Annotated in this window: 21 protein-coding genes; 3 read left to right on the top strand and 18 right to left on the bottom strand. The window is 33.7% G+C overall.

Annotated features, from left to right (window positions below; translation table 11 throughout):
• Positions 1-28 precede the first annotated feature (28 nt).
• The 15 genes from EZM65_RS05470 to EZM65_RS05400 form a co-directional block, all read right to left on the bottom strand.
• Positions 29-1,039 carry a sugar phosphate nucleotidyltransferase gene (locus tag EZM65_RS05470; protein ID WP_136667546.1) on the bottom strand — a complete coding sequence of 337 codons (1,011 nt, stop codon included), beginning with the start codon at positions 1,037-1,039 and terminating at the stop codon, positions 29-31.
• Between the two features lie 91 nt (positions 1,040-1,130).
• Positions 1,131-1,565, bottom strand: coding sequence for a dUTP diphosphatase (gene dut / locus EZM65_RS05465; protein ID WP_136667545.1), 435 nt, complete (start codon positions 1,563-1,565; stop codon positions 1,131-1,133).
• 57 nt (positions 1,566-1,622) lie between these two features.
• The gene (locus EZM65_RS05460) at positions 1,623-3,071 is read right to left on the bottom strand and encodes a lipopolysaccharide biosynthesis protein (RefSeq protein ID WP_136667544.1); all 1,449 of its coding nucleotides are present in this window, start codon (positions 3,069-3,071) and stop codon (positions 1,623-1,625) included.
• Between the two features lie 25 nt (positions 3,072-3,096).
• Positions 3,097-3,564, bottom strand: a complete 468-nt coding sequence (locus tag EZM65_RS05455; RefSeq protein WP_136667543.1) for a hypothetical protein — start codon at positions 3,562-3,564, stop codon at positions 3,097-3,099.
• A gap of 40 nt (positions 3,565-3,604) precedes the next feature.
• Entirely contained in the window at positions 3,605-4,042 is a 438-nt protein-coding gene (locus EZM65_RS05450; RefSeq protein ID WP_136667542.1) for a GNAT family N-acetyltransferase, read from the bottom strand.
• Between the two features lie 394 nt (positions 4,043-4,436).
• Entirely contained in the window at positions 4,437-5,588 is a 1,152-nt protein-coding gene (locus EZM65_RS05445; RefSeq protein WP_136667541.1) for a hypothetical protein, read from the bottom strand.
• A gap of 118 nt (positions 5,589-5,706) precedes the next feature.
• Complete coding sequence (gene atpG, locus EZM65_RS05440; RefSeq protein WP_136667540.1) at positions 5,707-6,564, bottom strand: ATP synthase F1 subunit gamma; 858 nt, start codon at positions 6,562-6,564, stop codon at positions 5,707-5,709.
• A 75-nt stretch (positions 6,565-6,639) separates the two neighbouring features.
• Entirely contained in the window at positions 6,640-8,217 is a 1,578-nt protein-coding gene (gene atpA / locus EZM65_RS05435; RefSeq protein WP_136667539.1) for a F0F1 ATP synthase subunit alpha, read from the bottom strand.
• 32 nt (positions 8,218-8,249) lie between these two features.
• Positions 8,250-8,783, bottom strand: coding sequence for an ATP synthase F1 subunit delta (atpH, locus tag EZM65_RS05430; RefSeq protein WP_136667538.1), 534 nt, complete (start codon positions 8,781-8,783; stop codon positions 8,250-8,252).
• A 7-nt stretch (positions 8,784-8,790) separates the two neighbouring features.
• Positions 8,791-9,291, bottom strand: coding sequence for a F0F1 ATP synthase subunit B (locus EZM65_RS05425; RefSeq protein WP_136667537.1), 501 nt, complete (start codon positions 9,289-9,291; stop codon positions 8,791-8,793).
• 87 nt (positions 9,292-9,378) lie between these two features.
• Positions 9,379-9,573: an ATP synthase F0 subunit C gene (gene atpE, locus EZM65_RS05420; protein ID WP_136667536.1), complete on the bottom strand. Its 195-nt coding sequence runs from the start codon at positions 9,571-9,573 to the stop codon at positions 9,379-9,381.
• A gap of 29 nt (positions 9,574-9,602) precedes the next feature.
• The gene (atpB, locus tag EZM65_RS05415) at positions 9,603-10,829 is read right to left on the bottom strand and encodes a F0F1 ATP synthase subunit A (RefSeq protein ID WP_136667535.1); all 1,227 of its coding nucleotides are present in this window, start codon (positions 10,827-10,829) and stop codon (positions 9,603-9,605) included.
• Positions 10,830-11,364: 535 nt separating this feature from the next.
• Positions 11,365-11,589, bottom strand: coding sequence for an AtpZ/AtpI family protein (locus EZM65_RS05410; protein WP_136667534.1), 225 nt, complete (start codon positions 11,587-11,589; stop codon positions 11,365-11,367).
• Positions 11,579-11,956 carry a polymer-forming cytoskeletal protein gene (locus tag EZM65_RS05405; RefSeq protein ID WP_136667533.1) on the bottom strand — a complete coding sequence of 126 codons (378 nt, stop codon included), beginning with the start codon at positions 11,954-11,956 and terminating at the stop codon, positions 11,579-11,581. The genes EZM65_RS05410 and EZM65_RS05405 overlap by 11 nt, the downstream gene beginning before the upstream one ends.
• Positions 11,957-11,959: 3 nt before the next feature.
• Positions 11,960-14,569, bottom strand: coding sequence for a tetratricopeptide repeat protein (locus EZM65_RS05400; protein ID WP_136667532.1), 2,610 nt, complete (start codon positions 14,567-14,569; stop codon positions 11,960-11,962).
• Between the two features lie 161 nt (positions 14,570-14,730).
• On the opposite strand from EZM65_RS05400, the gene EZM65_RS05395 reads away from it, so the two are divergent.
• Entirely contained in the window at positions 14,731-15,783 is a 1,053-nt protein-coding gene (locus tag EZM65_RS05395; protein WP_136667531.1) for a 2Fe-2S iron-sulfur cluster-binding protein, read from the top strand.
• A 36-nt stretch (positions 15,784-15,819) separates the two neighbouring features.
• Here EZM65_RS05395 and EZM65_RS05390 read toward each other — a convergent pair whose 3' ends face one another.
• Complete coding sequence (locus tag EZM65_RS05390; protein WP_169051643.1) at positions 15,820-16,851, bottom strand: glycosyltransferase family 9 protein; 1,032 nt, start codon at positions 16,849-16,851, stop codon at positions 15,820-15,822.
• A gap of 11 nt (positions 16,852-16,862) precedes the next feature.
• Complete coding sequence (locus tag EZM65_RS05385) at positions 16,863-17,468, bottom strand: DUF4254 domain-containing protein (RefSeq protein WP_136667530.1); 606 nt, start codon at positions 17,466-17,468, stop codon at positions 16,863-16,865.
• Between the two features lie 74 nt (positions 17,469-17,542).
• On the opposite strand from EZM65_RS05385, the gene upp reads away from it, so the two are divergent.
• Positions 17,543-18,196 (top strand): uracil phosphoribosyltransferase, encoded by a 654-nt coding sequence (gene upp / locus EZM65_RS05380; protein ID WP_136667529.1) that lies wholly within the window; start codon positions 17,543-17,545, stop codon positions 18,194-18,196.
• Here the strand turns inward: upp and EZM65_RS05375 are convergent.
• Positions 18,191-19,123 (bottom strand): DUF6427 family protein, encoded by a 933-nt coding sequence (locus EZM65_RS05375; RefSeq protein ID WP_136667528.1) that lies wholly within the window; start codon positions 19,121-19,123, stop codon positions 18,191-18,193. The two genes, upp and EZM65_RS05375, sit on opposite strands and share 6 nt — an antisense overlap.
• Before the next feature lie 44 nt (positions 19,124-19,167).
• Between EZM65_RS05375 and EZM65_RS05370 the strand changes: the two genes are divergently transcribed.
• Complete coding sequence (locus EZM65_RS05370) at positions 19,168-19,401, top strand: uracil phosphoribosyltransferase (protein WP_371682992.1); 234 nt, start codon at positions 19,168-19,170, stop codon at positions 19,399-19,401.
• Positions 19,402-20,224: the final 823 nt, after the last annotated feature.

Here is a 20,224-nt window from a genome sequence, read left to right as displayed (position 1 = left end):
TGAATTCTTATTTACATATCTCAGTTCTCTATTCTAGAACTGAATAATCCCCTATACTAATACTTTTGAAATCACCGTCAAATGAGGCATGATTACCAATCATGGAATTATCCAATTTAGCATTTTTCAAATGAGCATGCGTCTGCACCAAACTATTTTGAATTTTAACATTAGTCAGATGTGTCGCTTTCCCTAATGAAACATTCGGCCCAACAATAGAATTAATCAATACTACATCATCTCCAATATAACATGGTGGGATAATTGTGGAATTTTCAATTCTAACCGTATCTGAAACCAGATTTGCTCCCTCTTCATACAAAAACTGAAGCATACGAGAATTTGTCTCCACAGTTACATTCTTATTTCCGCAATCCATCCATTCCTCAACTTTACCAGGCACAAATTTCATGCCTTTTTGCTTCATGTTTTCCAATCCGTCAGTTAATTGGTATTCGCCTCCCTTTTGAATATTGTTATCTAACAAATATTCCAACTCGCTTCTAAGAGTTTCTCCCGATTTGAAATAGTATATACCAATGATAGCCAAATCAGAAACAAATTCTTTTGGTTTTTCAACAAAATCTACAATTTCATTTTTATCGTTTAACTGCACTACACCAAAAGCGCTGGGATCGTTTACCTGTTTCACCCAAATCACGCTGTCTGCTGAAGTATCCAACGTGAAATCGGCTCTGAAAAGTGTATCGGCATAAGCCACAACAATCGGGCCTTCCATACTTTCCTTGGCACTTAAAATAGCATGGGCTGTCCCCAGAGGCTCATTTTGATAGTAAATACTTCCTTTGGCTCCTAATTTTTCAGCTATAACAATTAATTCCTGAGCTACTTTATCACCAAAATCCTTATGGATAATAAAAGCAATTTCTTCTATTTCCTGATTAATTACGCCTGCGATATCCTCAACCAAACGGTGCACGATAGGTTTTCCTGCTATAGGGATTAATGGTTTAGGAACTGTTAATGTATGAGGGCGAAGACGTGAACCACGTCCTGCCATAGGAACGATTATTTTCATCTTATAATATTAAATTGAAAGATTAAACGATTGAAAAGGTTAAAAATGTTATTATGAATTTTTAAATTTTCAATCTTTAAATTATGATTTTTTATTTTACTCCAGTACTGCCAAAACCGCCTTCACCTCTGTCAGTATCAGAAAGAACTTCCACAGGATGCCAGAAAATACGCTCGTGTTTTGCAATTACCAATTGGGCAATACGCTCACCATTTTCAATGTCAAAAAAGTCATTTGATAAATTTACTAAAATAACCCCAACTTCTCCTCTATAATCGGCATCAATGGTTCCCGGAGAATTTAAAACGGTGATTCCTTTTTTGAAAGCTAATCCGCTGCGGGGTCTTACCTGTGCTTCGTAACCTTCAGGAAGCTCAATAAACAAGCCTGTTTTTACTAAAACTCTTCCTAGTGGTGGAATAGTAATAGATTCTTCTAAATTAGCGCGTAAATCCATTCCTGCCGACAAATCAGTTTCATAATGAGGCAACGGATGCTGTGATTTATTAATAATTTTAATTTCCATACTTTTTGTATTTATACTGAGAAGATTAAGATTTCTCTAACCTTCTCAAAAGGGAGATTATTTTCTTTTCAGGATTCTTAAAACGGTTTCCTTTTCGTAATGATAAATATAGTAACCAAAAACGATTAAGGCAAATATTCCAAAAATGTAACTTTGTCTAAAAACAGGTATATAGAATGATAATGCGGAAAGCAAAATTGCCACTCCCATATAAGCGCCTATTCTTTTAACATCATAAGGGATAGGATATTTTCTTTGGCCTAAATAATAGGAAATAAGCATCATACTTCCGTAGGCGACAATTGTTGCAATTGCTGACCCGTAATAACTTAATGCAGGAACTAGCCAAAAGTTTATAAGCAGGGTAAGTATTGCTCCAATTATTGAAATTATTGCTCCAATATGGGTTTTGTCTATTAGTTTATACCAAACTGAAAGGTTTGTATATATACCCAGAAAAAAATTAGCCAATACAATAAGTGGCACTACTTTCATGGCAAACCAATAATCTTCGCTAGGTACTAAAAGAACTTTAAAAATATCTATAAAAACGATAACGAATAGTAAAATGAAAGACCCCAGGATTACAAAATACTTTGTGATTGTTGCATAAGTTTGTGGGGCATCATCTTTATCTGCATGACTAAAAAAGAAAGGTTCTATTCCTAAAGTGTATGCTGTCCTGAACAAGACCATAAACATCCCTAATTTATAACATGCAGAATATGCTCCGATATCTGTTTTTGGGACGTGCATTTTTTCTAATAAAATTTTATCGAAATGTTCGTTTATTGCAAATCCAAGACCAGCCACAAGGATTGGTAAAGCATAGGTCATCATTTTCTTCCAAAGAACTGCGTCGAACTTCCAGTTTATCCTAAAATAATTTGGCGAAAGTACAAGGAAAGTTGCCAGACTTGCTACAAGATTTGAGACAAAAATATATCCTACTTGAAAGTTTTCGAAGTAAATTGTACTTAATGGATTGTCTGAAGATATTGTTGGCAAAATCACTAGAAAAAAAACATTCAACACTAAGTTGAGCAGAACGTTTCCAATTTTTATTACTGCGTATTGCATTGGTCTCTTTTCGGCTCTGAGTTTTGAAAAAGGAATTATAACTAGTGCGTCCAATACCAATATCCAAATGGTATACGTAACAAATGCCGTTTTTACGCTAATAAAATCAGCAATAGTAGCCCTATAAACGAGTGCTATTGCTAAAAATAATAATGAAGACCAAAATATGGAAATGGTAGAAGTAGATATTACTTTTTTCTTGTCTTCTTCAAGATTATAAAATCTAAAAAAAGCAGTTTCCATTCCATACGACAAAATTACGTTGAAAATAACCAGATAGGCAAAAATGATAGATACATTTGCAAACTCTGCTGTGGGTAATTTTTTTACAAACAACGGATTAAGCAAGAAACTAATCATTCTTGGCAAAACTGTTGCCATACCGTAAATCAAGGTTTGCTTAAAAAGGCTTTTATAAATACTCAAGGTTAATTCAATTTACGCAAAGGTATTAATTTCGTGGTCTTGCTGATGGATAGGCAAGCATTTCTTTTTCCTTAACGTTACTAATTTTAAAATATTTTCTTTCCCCTTTATATAAATATTCTAAGATAGCCTCGTTTTCTTTAATAGGATACGGAGGATTAATTGTTTTTGGAGCAGGTACATCGCTTATCTCCAATTCTCCTCTTCTATCCCAGTTAGCTTTTCCAACGAAATTAAATAAATATTGAGTTTCTGAGGTTTTATTTGCCTGGGCTAAACCATTTCTGAAATACAATTGCTTAAGAACAATGGTTTCAGGCAATTTTGTTTTGAATTCAATATAAAATCCTGTTCCTGATCCGCCTCCTTGTACACCGCCAATCCAATGCTGATGATAGACCTCTTTTACAGCTGCTGGAAATTTATCCTGTATTTGATTGGAACAGTTTTGAACTGATAGAATTAAAACTAATATTAAATAAAGCGATTTCATATTTTTATTTTTTTAAGCATATACAAAAAACGTTCCTCAATTAACTCAACCTATCAGGCTGTAAAATTTTTATGAAATGATACCCTCTGGGTGCGAAACCCTGATTGTAGTAAAACCGGTGTGCTTTAAAATTTTCAACATAGGCATCAAGCACTATCATGTTAACATTATATTCCCCCGCTTTTACATCTATATAATCAGTCATTAATTTACCTATTCCCTGACGTCTGTATTCAGGCACTACCACAAAATTATCGATTTCCAAATACGGTCCTGACCATAATTTGACTCCCTTCCAAAAACCGGTAATACCAGCAACAGTATCATCATCCAAAACTATCAGCTGTTTATAATTATGAGGGATCATCTGCGTTAGATAGGCTGAATACTTTTCCGGCGTCATTGACGGATACAAATGTTTTATTGTATCAATATGTGCCAGCATTTCATCAACCGTTGTAAGTTCTTTAAATTCCATAAATAGTTTAATAGCTGATTAAAAATACTATATTTTTGCTGAAAATAAATATTTAATGAATTTTAAAATTCTTCTAATTGCATTAGCATAAGCTCAACATCTTTTAGTCAAACCAATATTGAAACCAAAAAAACTGATAAAATCATCACAAAGTTTAATCATCAGGTTAAAGATGCATATGCCTGGCTGGAAGACACTGAATCCGAAGAAGTAAAAAATGGGTAAGTCTGCAAAATGCCTATACCGAAGGATATTATACTGCTATTAAGAAAAAAGTTTCTACTAAAAGAGACTTGAAGAAAAAGCGATGTTTTATGATTTCATTATGCAATCCTTATTTTAAAAAAAAACCTCAGGAAAGATTCCCTGAGGTTAAATAGATATTTAAAATATTTTAATGAATTTTATTGTGTCTTGTATTCAGTTTAGTTCTTTCAAATACAGTGATTAATCTTTTAGCTTCATTTATAAGGTTTGTTCCGTCTTTTTTGTCGTAATCATTTGCAATTAAACCTTCACCTTCTGCGATTGTCTTTTCCGGCATATCAAGATATAAATATATTTTTCCTAAGTTAAAATAAGCTGAATATCTGATTTTTTTACTTCCCTTATCATCACCATTATATTTAGTTTTCAGAGATTCAAAATACTCGATTAATGGCTGCATTTTACTTTTAATATCATCAATTGGCTCATTAGCCTTCATTGTATTGAAAATAACTTTAACGGCATCAATAGCTTCTTTTTGAATTTTCCCTTCTTCATCTTCTGAATCGATAATCCATAAATTATCATTATATGTTTCAGGGGTAAAACCATACTTATAGTTAATGAAATCAAATGATCCATCTGCAACTTCATTTGAGAACTTTTTTGCGTATGAATTATAAATGTCATTTTTACTCATTCTGTAATTTTTCTCGATCTCATAAGAAGAATTTTTAACTTTTTCAGATGAATACTGATATGATAAATTAAAATTTTTACGCACTGTACTTTTTGACTCTGATTTATCCAGTGTAACTGCTCCGTTAGTTGTATTTTGCAAAAAACGGTTAACTTTTGATTCCAATTTGCTTACCTTTTCAGCATCAGGTGGGGTAACATCAGATTCTAAACCGTTTACATAACACACTCCTGAACCATAATAATCAGCAACCAACTGGTACAATGTATATCTTTCTTTTACATTCCCGTCTTTATCCTTATTTTCAACAATCTCAGAATTGATTTTTGAACCTGACTGACCATATTCATTCAATTTTACATTCACCTCCAATGTTGGATTCTGCTCAACTCTTTTCCATCCGTAAATATGAAGTTTGTTGTTCAAAACATTTGCATCTGGGAAAACATTATAAATTGACTGTGCTAAACTAACTGTTGAATTATATGTTCTTTTTTCAAACGGAACAACAACTTCCGGCAGTCTTTGTAAAGAAATGCTAAAAGAGTACCTGTCCAAGTCAACCTTAGGAGTTTTTGTTTTTTGAGCGTAAGTTGATGCCACAGAAATAAGCATCAGTAAAAGTAGTTTGTTTTTCATTTTAATTTGAATAATTTGTTTGTTTTTAGATTAAAAAAAAGTCCCATTTAGGGACTTTTTAAAGAATTATAATTAAGCGTAAATTAACTGTTTAAAACTTTGCTTAAAGGAATAAAAATTATCCGTTTAAAGCTTCAGCACCACCAACGATTTCCAGGATTTCTCCGGTAATCGCAGCCTGACGTGCTTTGTTGTAAGTTAATTTTAACTGATTTCTCAATTCTGTTGCGTTATCTGTTGCTTTGTGCATTGCTGTCATACGTGCACCATGCTCAGCTGCAAATGAATCGCGGATTGCTTTATACAATTGCGTTTTTAATGACTTAGGTATTAAAGTCATTACGATTTCTTCTTTAGAAGGTTCAAAAATATAATCACCGGTTACAGCTTCACCTTTTGCTATAGGAGCTAAAGGTAAAAATTGCTCAGTTTTTACTATTTGAGTAGCCGCGTTTTTGAATTGGTTGTACACTAATTCAATACGGTCATACTCTCCGGCAATAAATTTTTCAGTAAGTTCAGAAGCTACGGCAGAAGCATTTTCAAAAGTCAAATCATCAAAAATTGAACTTTTGTTATCTACCACATTATACGTTTTACGTAAAATGTCGTTCCCTTTTTTACCTATTGTTAAAACATCAACAGAAACACCCTTGTATTTATCTGTAATATTTTTAACCTCTTTAATAATATTTGAGTTGAAAGCACCACACAAACCTCTGTTAGAAGTAACAGCAACCAGAAGTACTTTTTTAACTTCTCTTTGTGAAGTATATGCACCTCCAACTTCTCCTTCAAGAGTAGCGGAAAGATTTTGCAGCAACTCAGTTAATTTTTCAGCGTAAGGACGCATAGCTGTAATAGCATCTTGTGCTTTTTTAAGCTTCGCAGCCGAAACCATTTTCATCGCTGATGTAATTTGCATCGTTGATGAAACGGATGTAATTCTATTACGGATTTCCTTTAAATTCGCCATTTCTTATAAGTAAATAGTGATAAGTGAATAGTGATAAGCTTATTTACCGATCACTATTCACTCTTCACTAAATTATTAATTATATTTTGCAGATACTTCTTTTGCTACTTTTTCTAAAACGTCAGTAATGTTATCATCTAACTTACCAGCTTTAAGAGCGTCAAGTGTATCTCTGTGTTTGTTGTTTAAGAATTCCAAATAATCCTTTTCGAATTCTTTTACTTTATTTACCGGTACATTTCTTAATAAGTTTTTAGTACCTGCATAAATAATAGCTGTTTGATCTTCAACAGTAAACGGAGAGTTTAAACCTTGTTTTAAGATTTCTACGTTACGTTTACCTTTTTCGATTACGTTTAAAGTAGCAGCATCAAGGTCAGAACCAAATTTTGCGAAAGCTTCCAACTCACGGAACTGTGCCTGGTCAAGTTTTAATGTACCTGATACTTTTTTCATTGATTTGATTTGCGCATTACCACCAACACGAGATACAGAAATACCTACGTTAATAGCCGGACGTACACCAGAGTTGAATAAATCAGACTCCAAGAAAATCTGTCCGTCAGTAATCGAAATTACGTTTGTTGGAATATATGCAGAAACATCACCCGCCTGTGTTTCGATGATTGGTAAAGCTGTTAATGAACCACCACCTTTAACAATTGGTTTTAACGACTCTGGTAAGTCATTCATGTTTTTAGCGATATCGTCATCAGCAATAACTTTAGCAGCTCTTTCTAATAAACGAGAGTGTAAGTAGAATACGTCTCCAGGATAAGCCTCACGTCCTGGTGGTCTTCTTAATAATAAAGACACCTCACGGTAAGCAACTGCTTGTTTAGATAAATCATCATAAACGATTAAAGCAGGACGACCTGTATCACGGAAATATTCACCAATTGCAGCACCCGCGAATGGAGCATAAACCTGCATTGGAGCTGGATCAGAAGCATTAGCAGCAACGATAACTGTATAAGCCATTGCTCCTTTTTCTTCTAATGTTTTAGCGATACCTGCAACTGTAGATGCTTTTTGTCCTACAGCAACATATATACAGAATACTGGTTTACCAGCATCATAGAATTCTTTTTGATTAAGGATAGTATCCAAACAAACTGTAGATTTACCAGTCTGACGGTCACCAATTACCAACTCACGTTGTCCACGACCAACCGGGATCATAGCATCTACTGCTTTGATACCTGTTTGTAATGGTTCAGTTACCGGTTGACGGAAAATTACACCCGGTGCTTTACGCTCAAGCGGCATTTCGTATAAATCACCACCAATAGGTCCTTTACCGTCGATAGGCTGACCTAAAGTGTTTACTACACGTCCTACCATTTGCTCACCAACTTTTAATGAAGCAATAGTTTGAGTTCTTTTAGCAGTAGATCCTTCTTTGATACCAATAGATGGTCCTAATAATACAACCCCTACGTTATCTTCTTCAAGGTTCAATACGATACCTTGCATACCGTTATCAAACTCTACCAACTCACCATATTGTACATTTGAAAGCCCATAAACACGAGCAATACCATCACCTACCTGAAGAACAGTTCCTACTTCTTCTAAAGTAGCACCAGATTCAAAACCTGATAATTGTTGCTTTAATATTGCTGAAATTTCAGCTGGTTTAATTTCCGCCATTGTTTTATAATTTTTACACTTCCGTGTTATAATTAATTACTTAACTCTCTTTTTAAAACTTGTAATCTGCTGGCAACAGAAGCATTGTATTGCTTGTCACCGATTCTCAATATAAACCCTCCAATGATAGCCGGATCTACATTATTTTTTATTGAAACTTTTTTAGTGGTAAACTCGGTAATTTTAGCTAAAACTTTAGCTTCAAGTTCCGGAGTAATAGCAACTGCTGTAGTTACAACAGCTGCTTCAATACCGTTAGCAACATCATACAATTTATTGTATTGTGAAGCTACGTTCTCTAAAATTCCAAAACGTTTGTTTTCCAATAACAACTGAAACAACGATTTAGTAACTGCCCCTGTACCTTTAAAAACTTCAAGCAAAGCATTGTTCTTTACTTCAGATTTTAAAGTTGGATTAGCAATAAAAGTTGCCAACTCAGCATTATCCTGAATAGTTTTTGCAATTAAAGCCATGTCATTGTTTACTTCCTGGGCAGCCCCCTTTGAAGTAGCAACGTCTAAAATTGCTTTTGCATATCGTACTGCGGCTCTATTACCTGACATACTTATATTAGTTTAATTTTACGTCACCTAACATTTTCTCAACTAATTTTACCTGAGATTCTTTGTTAGACAATTCGTCTTTTAATAATTTTTCAGCAATTTCCAATGAAAGTGATGATACCTGGTTTTTTAATTCAGCCATAGCAGCATTTTTTTCACTTTCGATAGAAGCTTTAGCCTGCTCAATCATTCTTAAGCCTTGCGTTTGTGCCTCATCTTTAGCATCAGCAATCATTTTTTCTTTTATTTCACGGGCTTCTTTAAGCATAGTGTCACGTTCTAAACGTGCTTCCTGTAGGATACGCTCATTGCTGGCCTGTAAATCATGCATTTCTTTTTTTGCTTTTTCAGCCGCTAACAAAGCATCTTTAATACCTTCCTCACGAGCTGTGATAGATTCCATAATTGGTTTCCAAGCAAATTTTACCAATAACAAGATTAATACAATTAAGATAAAAGCTTGCCAAAAGAATAGACCGAATGAAAAATCGTTATATAACTTCTCCATTATAATAAATATAAAATGATTTAATTTTTTTGATGATAAAACAACACCTGTAACCAACCGTTACAGGTATTGTTAAATTTTTCTTTATTATTTTCCTAAGATTAAAGCAGCGAATGCTAAACCTTCTAATAAAGCAGCGATAATAATCATCGCAGTTTGTACTTTACCAGCAGCTTCTGGCTGACGAGCAATAGCGTCCATAGCAGAACCACCAATTTTACCTAATCCTAAACCAGCACCGATTACTACTAAACCAGCACCTACTAAAGTTGGGATATTCATAATATATAAATAAAAAATTAAACTTCTAATTAAACAATTGAATTATCTGTATAATCCAAACCATCATGATGTTCGTGATCGTCATGGTGGTGATCCTGAACCGCCATACCAATAAACAATGATGATAACATCGTAAAGATAAACGCCTGTAAGAACGCTACCAACAATTCGATTACCGAAATGAACAATGTTAATCCGATTGAAATAGGCATATCAGCCGCTAAATTTTTACCTACGAAAATCATTGCAAGTAAACTCATAATTACTACGTGACCGGCAGTAATATTTGCAAATAAACGAATTAATAATGCAAATGGTTTTGTAAGCGTACCTAACAATTCAATAGGTGCTAAAATAATTTTCATTGGAACCGGCACACCTGGCATCCAGAAAATGTGTCCCCAGTAATCTTTATTAGCACTAAATTGAGTAATTATATATGTGAAAACTGCCAAACAAATTGTTACCGCAATATTTCCTGTTACGTTGATTCCCAGCGGCGTCATCCCTAAAAGGTTTAATAACCAGATAAAGAAAAACACAGTTAAAAGGAATCCCATAAATTTTCTGTATTTCTTTTCACCAATATTAGGAATAGCTACTTCATCTCTAATGAAAATGATTAGCGGTTCCAATATTCTTCCGAATCCTGTTGGAACAGGACCTCTTTTGTATGATCTTGCCAAACTTGTAAACATGAACAATAACATACCTGAAACCACCAACATTGAAAGTACGTTTTTAGTTATTGAAAAATCAATTGGTTTCACGTTTGTTGGATGATTGTGTTCATCATAAGCCACAGCACCTTCTGCATCTGACTTATAAATTTTACCATGAACCATTTTGTAGAAGTTACCATCTACTTCTGCCAATTCTTTTTCATTATGGAATTTAGAAGATGAGAAAAACTTTAAGCCGTTATCCCATAAAATTACCGGTAAAGAAAAACCGTAATGTTTTCCTGATTCTCCATCAGCAAAAAAGTAAAAATCGTGAGAATCTTGTAAGTGGTGTTCAATATAAGCTTGAACTTCTTCTTTTTCATTAACCGCTCCACCATGTGTTGTTTCATGTCCTGCTTCAGCATGAGTTTCTACTGCATGCGCAGTATCATTTGCTACCGCATGCGCTTCATGAACAGGCTTTGCCGTTGCATGTGTAGAATCAGAAACTGGATTTGCTAATGCAACAACCGAAAATAAGCTAACAAAAGCTGATAGTATTAAGGACACAGGTTTTCTTGTAATCACCATAAGAAATTAAAATTCTATGTTCGTAAATTTCGGTGCAAAGGTACATTTTTTATTCATATGAAAAACGATTGCGAATTTTTTTTTAGATATATATTTTTTTAACACTCAATTTCCTGTTGCTTTCTGAGTCTGCCAAATCTTTTTTTCTGACTGTCAATATCTTAGAATTTAGTTTGATTAAGCTTTTGGCCTATTAAAAAAGTTATTGTAAAAAGATATACTATGAAGAGTGAAAAGTAATTCCATTTTACTGTACTTGCTCCGGTGTTAAAAACAAATTTGCCAAACACAAAAACCACAATAGTTACAACTGTTGAAACCAATAAAAAAGACATCCCAACAGTATCTTTATTCTTTTTAAAAATTTTCCCCATAACGATTAATGCGATACTGTTTAAAAACAAAAAGAACAAATGCATTAAATGAAAATCTGTGTTCAAAAGATTTTTATTGGAAAAATATAAAACTGAAAAGTTAATTAAATAAACGGCTATTCCTGCCAGAAACAGCTTTTGCAAAAATTCTTTAAAATACATTATTGATTTATCTTATTTACCTGTCTTATTACATTATACAAAGCCACCATAACACCAACCATGGTTAAGACTTTTGAATAATAAAAAATTGTGTTGGGATAATTATTGTCCAGCCACTCGCCTCCTTTGAAAAATAAAAAAATTGTAATCCCCATTTGAAACGGGATGTTAACAAGTGAAAGCCACTTATTGAGTTTTGATTTTTCTTTAGGATTATTTTGCATCTGTTTCTGGATTGGAAGACTTCATCACGCAGGTTGCCGTAAATTTTGCTCCCGGCTCAACCGAAAGCTTTCCGCAGGTAACCTCGCCGTTGATTACGGCAGTTGATTTCACATTTAAAGTTTCCACAACCTTAATTTTACCATCTGCGTTTCCTTCCACGTCAACATTTTGGGCATTTATATCTCCAACAACACCTCCTGCAGGACCGATAACAAGCTTTCCTTTTGAAGTAAAATTACCTGTTAAAACACCGTCCAATCTAAAATCAGCAATAGATTCGATATCACCTTTAATAATTGTTCCTTCAACAATACGGTTCGTTTTACCTAAAAGGTCTGTGTATGATTTTTCTTTTTTTTCAAACATAGGTTAAATTTTTAACTGAAGATATTGGTCAAAGTTCTTTCTGACTTGAACCACCGAATAATTTTCACTTGATATAACAGTAGCTGGGGCTTTAATATTATATCCTTTTGTATCTCTTAAAAGTTCTATAAAGTATTGGGCAAATTCCCTTGATGAAATACCATGAATAACTACAAAATTATCCGTTTCATTGTACACATCATACGAAACCGAGAATTTATCATACTGCTTTTCTTTAATATATTTTTCTATTTTCTGCATTAAAGCAGTTGTAGCAGCATCCTCTTTTTTTCCTGCTTTATATAAAACGTTCCATTTAGTGGAAGTCGTATCTGAAGAAATAACCATCTGTTCCAATCGGGGAATACTTACTCTCAAAATATCATCTGCCTGTTGTGCTTCTTTAGTGTCAGGATAGGTTGAAGCAACATAATTAATTGCTTTCTTATATTCTTCCAATCCTTTTAACTTACCAATCGCTGACGCCTTTAACAATTCAAATTTTGGTATCAAACCGTCTCCGGAAAATTGTGTCAGGCATTTTTCAATAGTGGCCAATGCAGGTGCATATTCCTGATTTTCAAATTGCTTATAAGTTGTTTTGTAAACTTCTTCAGGAGTTTGGGCTAATCCTTCCGATTCTGATATCTGACCAGTGAGCAGCTGCGCATATCTTGTGTTAGGATAATTAGCAATTATATCCGCTTTCAGAGCTTCTGCTTTTGCAGGATTAGAAATTTCATATAATTTAAACAGATTGTATTTTGACGGAAGAATCAAGCGTTCTTCCGGCTTGTTCATCAAAACTGTCTCAAAACGATCTTCTGCTAATTTATTTTCAAAAAACTTTTCCTTATAAATCAGCCCTAACTGATAATAAGCCAGATTCCGGTCTTTTGCCAGACTGTCCAAAGAGGCTTGCGATGTTGGCAACTTGCTTAAATAAAACTCCGGTGTGTATTTTTCAGCTAATGAAACATCTTCTTTGGTTTCCTGACTTTGTACATTATCTGTTACTGCCTCCTGTGTCTTTACATTTTGGCTTTGTGAGGACCAACGCCAGTTATCACCTAAAGTTCTCTTACCCCATCGCTTTGCAAATTCAACTTTTCCATATGAAACAGTTGCAGGTGTATAAAAATAAAATGATTCTTTACCGTTGTCAAATCCTGAAGGCGGATTGATTACTCCTCTTGATCCAGGTGTTAAAGGTTTGTTTGGGTCAAAAACAACGTCGTTTACCCCGGTTTGATTTGCCTGTGCTTCTTTTTCTTTCTTTTGCTTTTCTTTAACTTCCTGAATAGAATCCTTCTTTTTCAGCTGTTTGATATAATCCTCATAAAAACTTTTCCTGTCAGCAGGTGACAATGCCACTACATTTAAAATACTGTCATTGGTTCTTGCAATACCTTCATATTTGATTACATCATCAAGATTTTTTCTTTTTTTCTCGATAATAAAATATTCCCTGTTTTTTTTAGGAAATCTGGTTAAAGTACTGTCATAATATTTTCCTGCAACTTCATATTTTGATTTGTCAAAATAAATCGTGGCTAGGTTTCTATAGTTGGATGCCATTAAATAACTGTCGTTTGAACCTGCCTTTAACGATCTATTGTAATATTTAACCGCCTTATCTTTTTGTTTTAGTTTATCATAAAACAATGCTACCTGGTGATTCAGAGCATCTAAATGCGGACGGTTTTCCCTGTCTTCAATAAGTTTTGTGTATTTTTCAATAAATGCCAGAGTATCTTTTGTCATATCAATAAGTCCGGCCTGTTTAGCATGCGCCTGTATAACATACATACGGGGCGACTTACGCTTCATGTCGATTACGTTTTGAAACGACACATAAGCACTGTCCGCATGATTTAATGACTGATATAATTGCCCCAAAATAAAATGGTAACGTGCTCTTTCTTCTTTACCTGGAGTTGTTTCTACAGCAATTTTTAAGGCTTGTACAGCTTTGCTGTTATCGTCTAAATTAATATAAGCCTGGGCTAAAATGGCATTGGCATCAGATTTAACCTGAGGTTTTAAATCATATTTTTTCAGTAACAGCTGAAGGTTTTTAACCGCTAATGCATCATTTTCCAAACGGACATTTGTTTTCTCGCGCCATACTTTAGCTTCATAAATCTTGTCGGAATTTGAATATTTATAAAGAATGTAATTGAAAGCTTCCAACGCAGGTATAAATCTCTTATCATAATATCTCGCTTTACCTAAAAGTAAATGCGCCTCATCCATTTGCATATTGCTTTCTTTACCTCCAATGTTTATTGAATGTTTTTGAATTGCTCTGACTGCTTTATCTTCCGCGCGGGTAAAATTAGGGTTCTTCGCTTTTTGTCCCGGAAGTGCAGTTTCCTCTTCAATCTGCATGCGTTCTACAGGCAATAATTCCCAAAAATTATCACTGTAGGTTGATTTTAATTCTTCCATACCTTTCTGTAAGGCTACATCTCCATTATAAATGGTATTGTACTTGGCATTTTTAGCATGCCAATAACGACTTGCAAAAGTATTTTTCTTGGTAGAACAAGAAACAATAACAGCAATTGAAGTTATGTAAAGTATGTTTTTTAGTTTGTTTATTGTGAGCATACTAACTTTTTAAAAGTATATTTTTAAAACTACCAGGTAGTATTCTAATGTGTAAATGTACATTACTTTTCTAATTTCTTACAAATGATAACTGTCTTATTTCGATAAAACGTAAAAATAAACGGTTTTAGTTTGTTATTTTTGCTAAAAAAAGATTGCACATGTCAACATTCTATAAATTATCGATAAGAGAAGTAAAAAGAGAAACCCCTCAGGCTATTTCAGTAACGTTTAATGTGCCGTTGGAATTTCAGGATTTTTACAAATTTACAGCAGGTCAATATGTTAATTTGAAATTATCTTTAGATGGACAAGAATTAAGAAGAGCTTATTCCATATGTTCATCTCCATCAAGCGGAGAACTTAAAATTACCATAAAAGCAGTTAAAAACGGTACTTTTTCAAAATTTGCCAATGAACAGCTGAAAGAAGGAAATGTAATTGAAGTTGGCTTGCCTGAAGGACGTTTTACTTTTGAACCGCAGGCAGACAGACAACGCAATTACATGGCATTTTCTGCAGGAAGCGGTATTACTCCTGTTATGTCAATCTTACAGACAGTTTTACTCCAGGAACCTAAAAGTTCTTTTGTTCTTGTATATGGAAACAAAACTGCTGATGAAACCATTTACCATCACCAGTTAGCCGAATTACAAAAACAATTCTTAGGCAGGTTAACTGTACACTATGTATTTAGTCAGGCAAATGTTGAAGGGCAGCTTTTCGGCCGTATCGACAAATCTGTAGTGAATTTTGTACACAACAAACATATAGGCCAGGAATTCGGGAAATACTTTTTATGCGGTCCTGAAGAAATGATCAATACAGTTAATGCGACTTTAAAGGAAAAAGGAGTTGCTGAAAAAGACATTAAATTTGAATTGTTTTCTGCGGCACCAACAACAGAAAAAGCAATTACCAACGGAACTTTTGAGCATACTAAAATAACTGTTGTTTTAGATAATGATGAAGAAACTTTTGAAATGTCAACCAAACAGACTTTACTTGAAGCTGCTTTAAAACAAGGCATGGATGCACCATATTCTTGTCAGGGAGGGATTTGCAGCAGCTGTATTGCAAAAGTTACTTCGGGTTCAGCAATGATGAAAAAGAATTCTATCCTTACAGATAAAGAAGTAGCCAGCGGATTGATTTTAACTTGTCAGGCACATCCTACATCAGCTGAAATAACAGTTGATTATGATGATGTTTAAAATTTAAGATTTTAGAATAAAATAAAAATTCCAACTCTAAAGGTTGGAATTTATTTTTTCTATAACTGTTGCTGGTAAGATTGTCCGCATGACATCATCATAGCCTTCCACCTTTTTATTTCCATAAACTGATGTAGGCAATAAAGGATATTTATCTCTGTCTGCCGTGATACAATTTTCAAAAGGTTGATTGAAAGGCTTAAACCCTGCATAAGGATGTGTTGCTCCCCAAAGTGTTATAACTTTTACACCTAACATAGCTGCAATATGAGCATTCCCACTGTCCATAGAAAGCATCACATCTAAATTTGAAATCAATTCCAATTCCTGCTGGAGTTTTATCCTGCCGGCCACCACAATCACATTTTGATATTCTTTCTTTAATTGGTTTAGCTTTTGAATTTCCTCTTTACCGCCACCAAACAAAAAGATTTTATTTCCTGAAGCCGTCAACCCATCTATCACCACCTGCATTAAATCCAGTGGATACACTTTACTCTCGTATTGGGCAAAAGGTGCAATACCAATCCACTTTTGATTTTTATCTCCTGTTATTTCAATAACTTCCTGACTTAATGTTATTTTTCCAGGAAAATTATTCTGAGATAGATCAATTGAAAAACCTAACTGTGCAAAAGTATTACAATGTCTTTCAAACATTGATTTCACCGGAGCAAAAACCTTGTTCTTAGTTCTGGTTAATGCTTTTTTATCCGTTCTGCCTTTGTCTGTAAAAGCAGCTTTTTTGCCGCTTACCGCAAACAAACCTCTAATTACTTTTGAACGAAGAACATTATGCAGATCAGCAACCGCATCTATATTGAGCTTTTTAAGATCATTGTATAATCTCACCAAGCCAATCATTCCTTTGTGTCGCTTATTCAAATCTACTGCAAAGAAATTTATAGTATCTATTCCGTTAAAAAAAGGTTTGAAAAAAGGACGGGAAACTACCGTGATTTTCACTTCAGGATATTGCAAAGAAAAAGCTCTCAGCACCGGAACCGTCATTGCAACGTCACCCATAGCTGAAAGCCTTATTACTAAAATGTGTTTGATGTTACCCATCTAAACCACAATTATTTTTTATTTTGATACAACACAGGGTTTAACTCCTCGTCGTTGTACATTTTCATTTGTTTATACACTTTCATGTATTTATCACCATTTTCGATATCTTCAATCAATTGGCTGATTGATATAAACATATCTGATTTCTGATCCAGTAAAACATTTAATTTTTCCTGGCATTTTGCTCTGTGTTCCGGAGTTGCTTCTGCACGGTTGGCCTCTTCATTCATGTGGTAAATCTTCAGTGACAAAATAGACAAACGGTCAATTGCCCAAGCCGGACTTTCTGTATTGATTCTGGCTTCAGGTTTTACCTGAACAGCGGTATATTTTTGTAGAAAATAACTGTCGATATATTCAACCATATCTGTACGCACCTGGTTGGAAGCATCAATTTTACGTTTTAAATCCAATGCTGCTACAGGATCGATCTGCGGATCACGGATAATATCTTCATAATGCCATTGTACTGTATCTACCCAATTTTTAGCATATAACAAGTGTTCGATTGAACCTTTTTCATAAGGATTTAAAGCTGGTTGATATACATCATCAATTACGTGATAGTCTTTAATACAACGCTCAAATATTGGAAAAGCAAATTCTGCAAACATAGTTTTGACTCTTTATTTTTTACAAAAATAGCGTTTTTTTGTACTTTTATCCTGAATTTGTAAAAATTATCAAAATGCACATCCATTACATTTCGGAACAAAACAGTATTCTCAACCATTTTCTTACGCAGCTTCGCGATATTCATATTCAAAAAGACAGTATGCGTTTTCGTAAAAACATAGAGCGGATAGGAGAAATTATGGCTTATGAATTGAGTAAAACTTTGGATTACAAAAATATAGATGTGCAGACTCCATTAGGAATAAAGCACACTACTACTATTGCCGAACCTGTAGTTTTATGCTCTATCTTAAGAGCAGGTTTAGCTTTGCACCAAGGCTTCATGAACTTTTTTGATGATGCAGAAAACGGATTTGTTTCGGCATACCGTCATCACTACAATAATGATGATGCTTTTGATATTTTAGTGGAATATCAGGCGGCGCCTTCGTTTGAAGGAAAAAACCTGATTTTAATTGATCCTATGCTGGCAACTGGACAATCCATAGTGGCTGTACTGCACAAATTACATCTGGAGCAAAAACCAAAAGAAATCCATATTGCTGTTGTTATAGCCGCACCGGAGGGTGTTCAGTATTTGCAAGAAAATCTGCCTGAAAACTGTCATTTATGGGTTGCCGCCCTGGATGACAAACTTAATGAGAAAAATTACATTGTTCCAGGTTTAGGTGATGCCGGTGATTTGGCTTACGGAAGCAAATTATAACAATCTTAATACATAATTCAACAAACTGGAAAAAAGAATAATCCCCAGGATACTTTCTTTTACCCAGTATTTTTTTATGGTTTCCAGATAATTTGTCAGCATGATTGAAACGGGTACAAAAGTAAAAATAAGGTATCCGTTATCTTTATTGGGAGACAGGAAGAAAACCGCTAACCCCAACAAGAAAGCATAGATTATTTTTTTATAGGAAGCCTGTAAATTTAGTGCCTTATGTCCAATTATAAAGAACATTGAAAAAAAGGCAATTATAGCTGTTACTACATAAATCCCCAAGGAAAAGCTTTGGAAAACAGTTTCGATATAATTTAAATCTACATTTATTTTAATATTGTCTATATAGGATTGAATTATTGAAGAGTCAAAAATTAAAGAAAACAATAATGCAATAATCACTACAGTAAATAAAGCTATAAAAGGAATAATCCAGTTTCTATAATCTCTTGACACGTGAAAGATGATTGATATGAAAACCAAGAGAATAAATAATATACTCCAAAAATGAAATAATGCAGCTGTAAAAATCCATATAGAAGCATCAAATATTTTTTCTTTTGGAGTGATTAAAGACTGTAAGGAAATCAGCCTTCTTAATGCCAGCAAAATAAAAGCATTGGAAACAATTAAACTCCCATTAGACAAAATTGAGGGAAAAAGGATTAAAAATATGCAGAATAGCAAGAATGTGTAACTGTTATCCTTACTCAATCCATTTTTTTTTGTAATAAAATTAGTGATGAATAATGAGCCGATAAGTAATGTCAGAAAAACAATTTTCTTAGCAATTTCAAGGGTTGATATGGTATTGAAGTTGGTGTTAAACTGATATACAGTAAAGCATACTACCAATAAAACTGTTACAATAATATAATTTATTGGTCGAGATTTACTAAAAACACTTGTTATCATGAGTATATTTTATATTTTTGCTGTGTAAATATAATACATTCGTCATGATGAAATCATTTTTTGAAGCAATTCAATGGTTATTTGAAAGAATTTTATTTGCTCCACACGATTTAATGCGTTTTACAGAATTAAAAAACTGGTGGATAGCAAATCTTGTTAACTGGGTATTGTGGGCAATTATTTGTTACTATATTTATTACTGGACTATTCAGTTAAAAATATTTAAAGACAATAATGAAGACGAGCAAGACACTACTGCTCATTCTTTCCTGAAATAAAATTAAGTGCCGCATGAGAAGCGGCATTTTTTTTCTCAAGCACTCAGACCCGATTAGTACACTATCTTATTGAGACTAAAATCAATAACACCATACTTTATGCTATTTAGTAATTTCAGGTTTCTAAATAGAATCGGTTTCTTCTTAAGTATTATTTAGCCCCTATAAAAAAAACTAAGCAATAAACAGCTCATGAAATAGCAATATTTCTGCCTTTTAACGACTTAATTAAGCTTTTTGTACCGATTGTGTAATCCGTATTTTAATTGCCTTAAATCAAACCGGAAGGTGAAAAACTTCATTTATATTTAAAGGAAACCAATAAAACTCTTACAGGATATTCTCAATATAAATTACAGCAAAAAAAATTTCCAAACAGCAAAACTGAACAGGATTTCCGAATTTGACTGTATAAGTAATTTGGTATATTAAAAAAGAATAAGATAGTGATTATCCAGTAATAAAACGTTATATGAATGCGGTTAAGTTCCAAAAGACCCGGCTTCAAACAGGAATTTACCTCTTTATTAAAGAAATCAAAAAACATTAATTCTTAAAAGACAAAACACATCCGGATTAAATGATTCAGCGGGAAATCGCTTCAAAATCGATGCGAAAATTTCTTGAGCAATTTAAAAACTGAAAGAAAATTAAATGGATGGAAAATAAAAAAAAGGACCAGAATATTATGTCTGTTTAATCCGGCTTTAAGATTTGATCAAAGATCTTGAAATCAACACCTGAAAACATAAATAACTAAAAACCAACACCTTAACAGGAGATGATTTTGCAAAAAAACCAGAAATACAAAATACACAACCCT

This window comes from Flavobacterium sp. H122, from assembly GCF_004959765.1.
GTDB lineage: Bacteria > Bacteroidota > Bacteroidia > Flavobacteriales > Flavobacteriaceae > Flavobacterium.
This window is presented reverse-complemented; position numbering and strand designations above follow the sequence as displayed.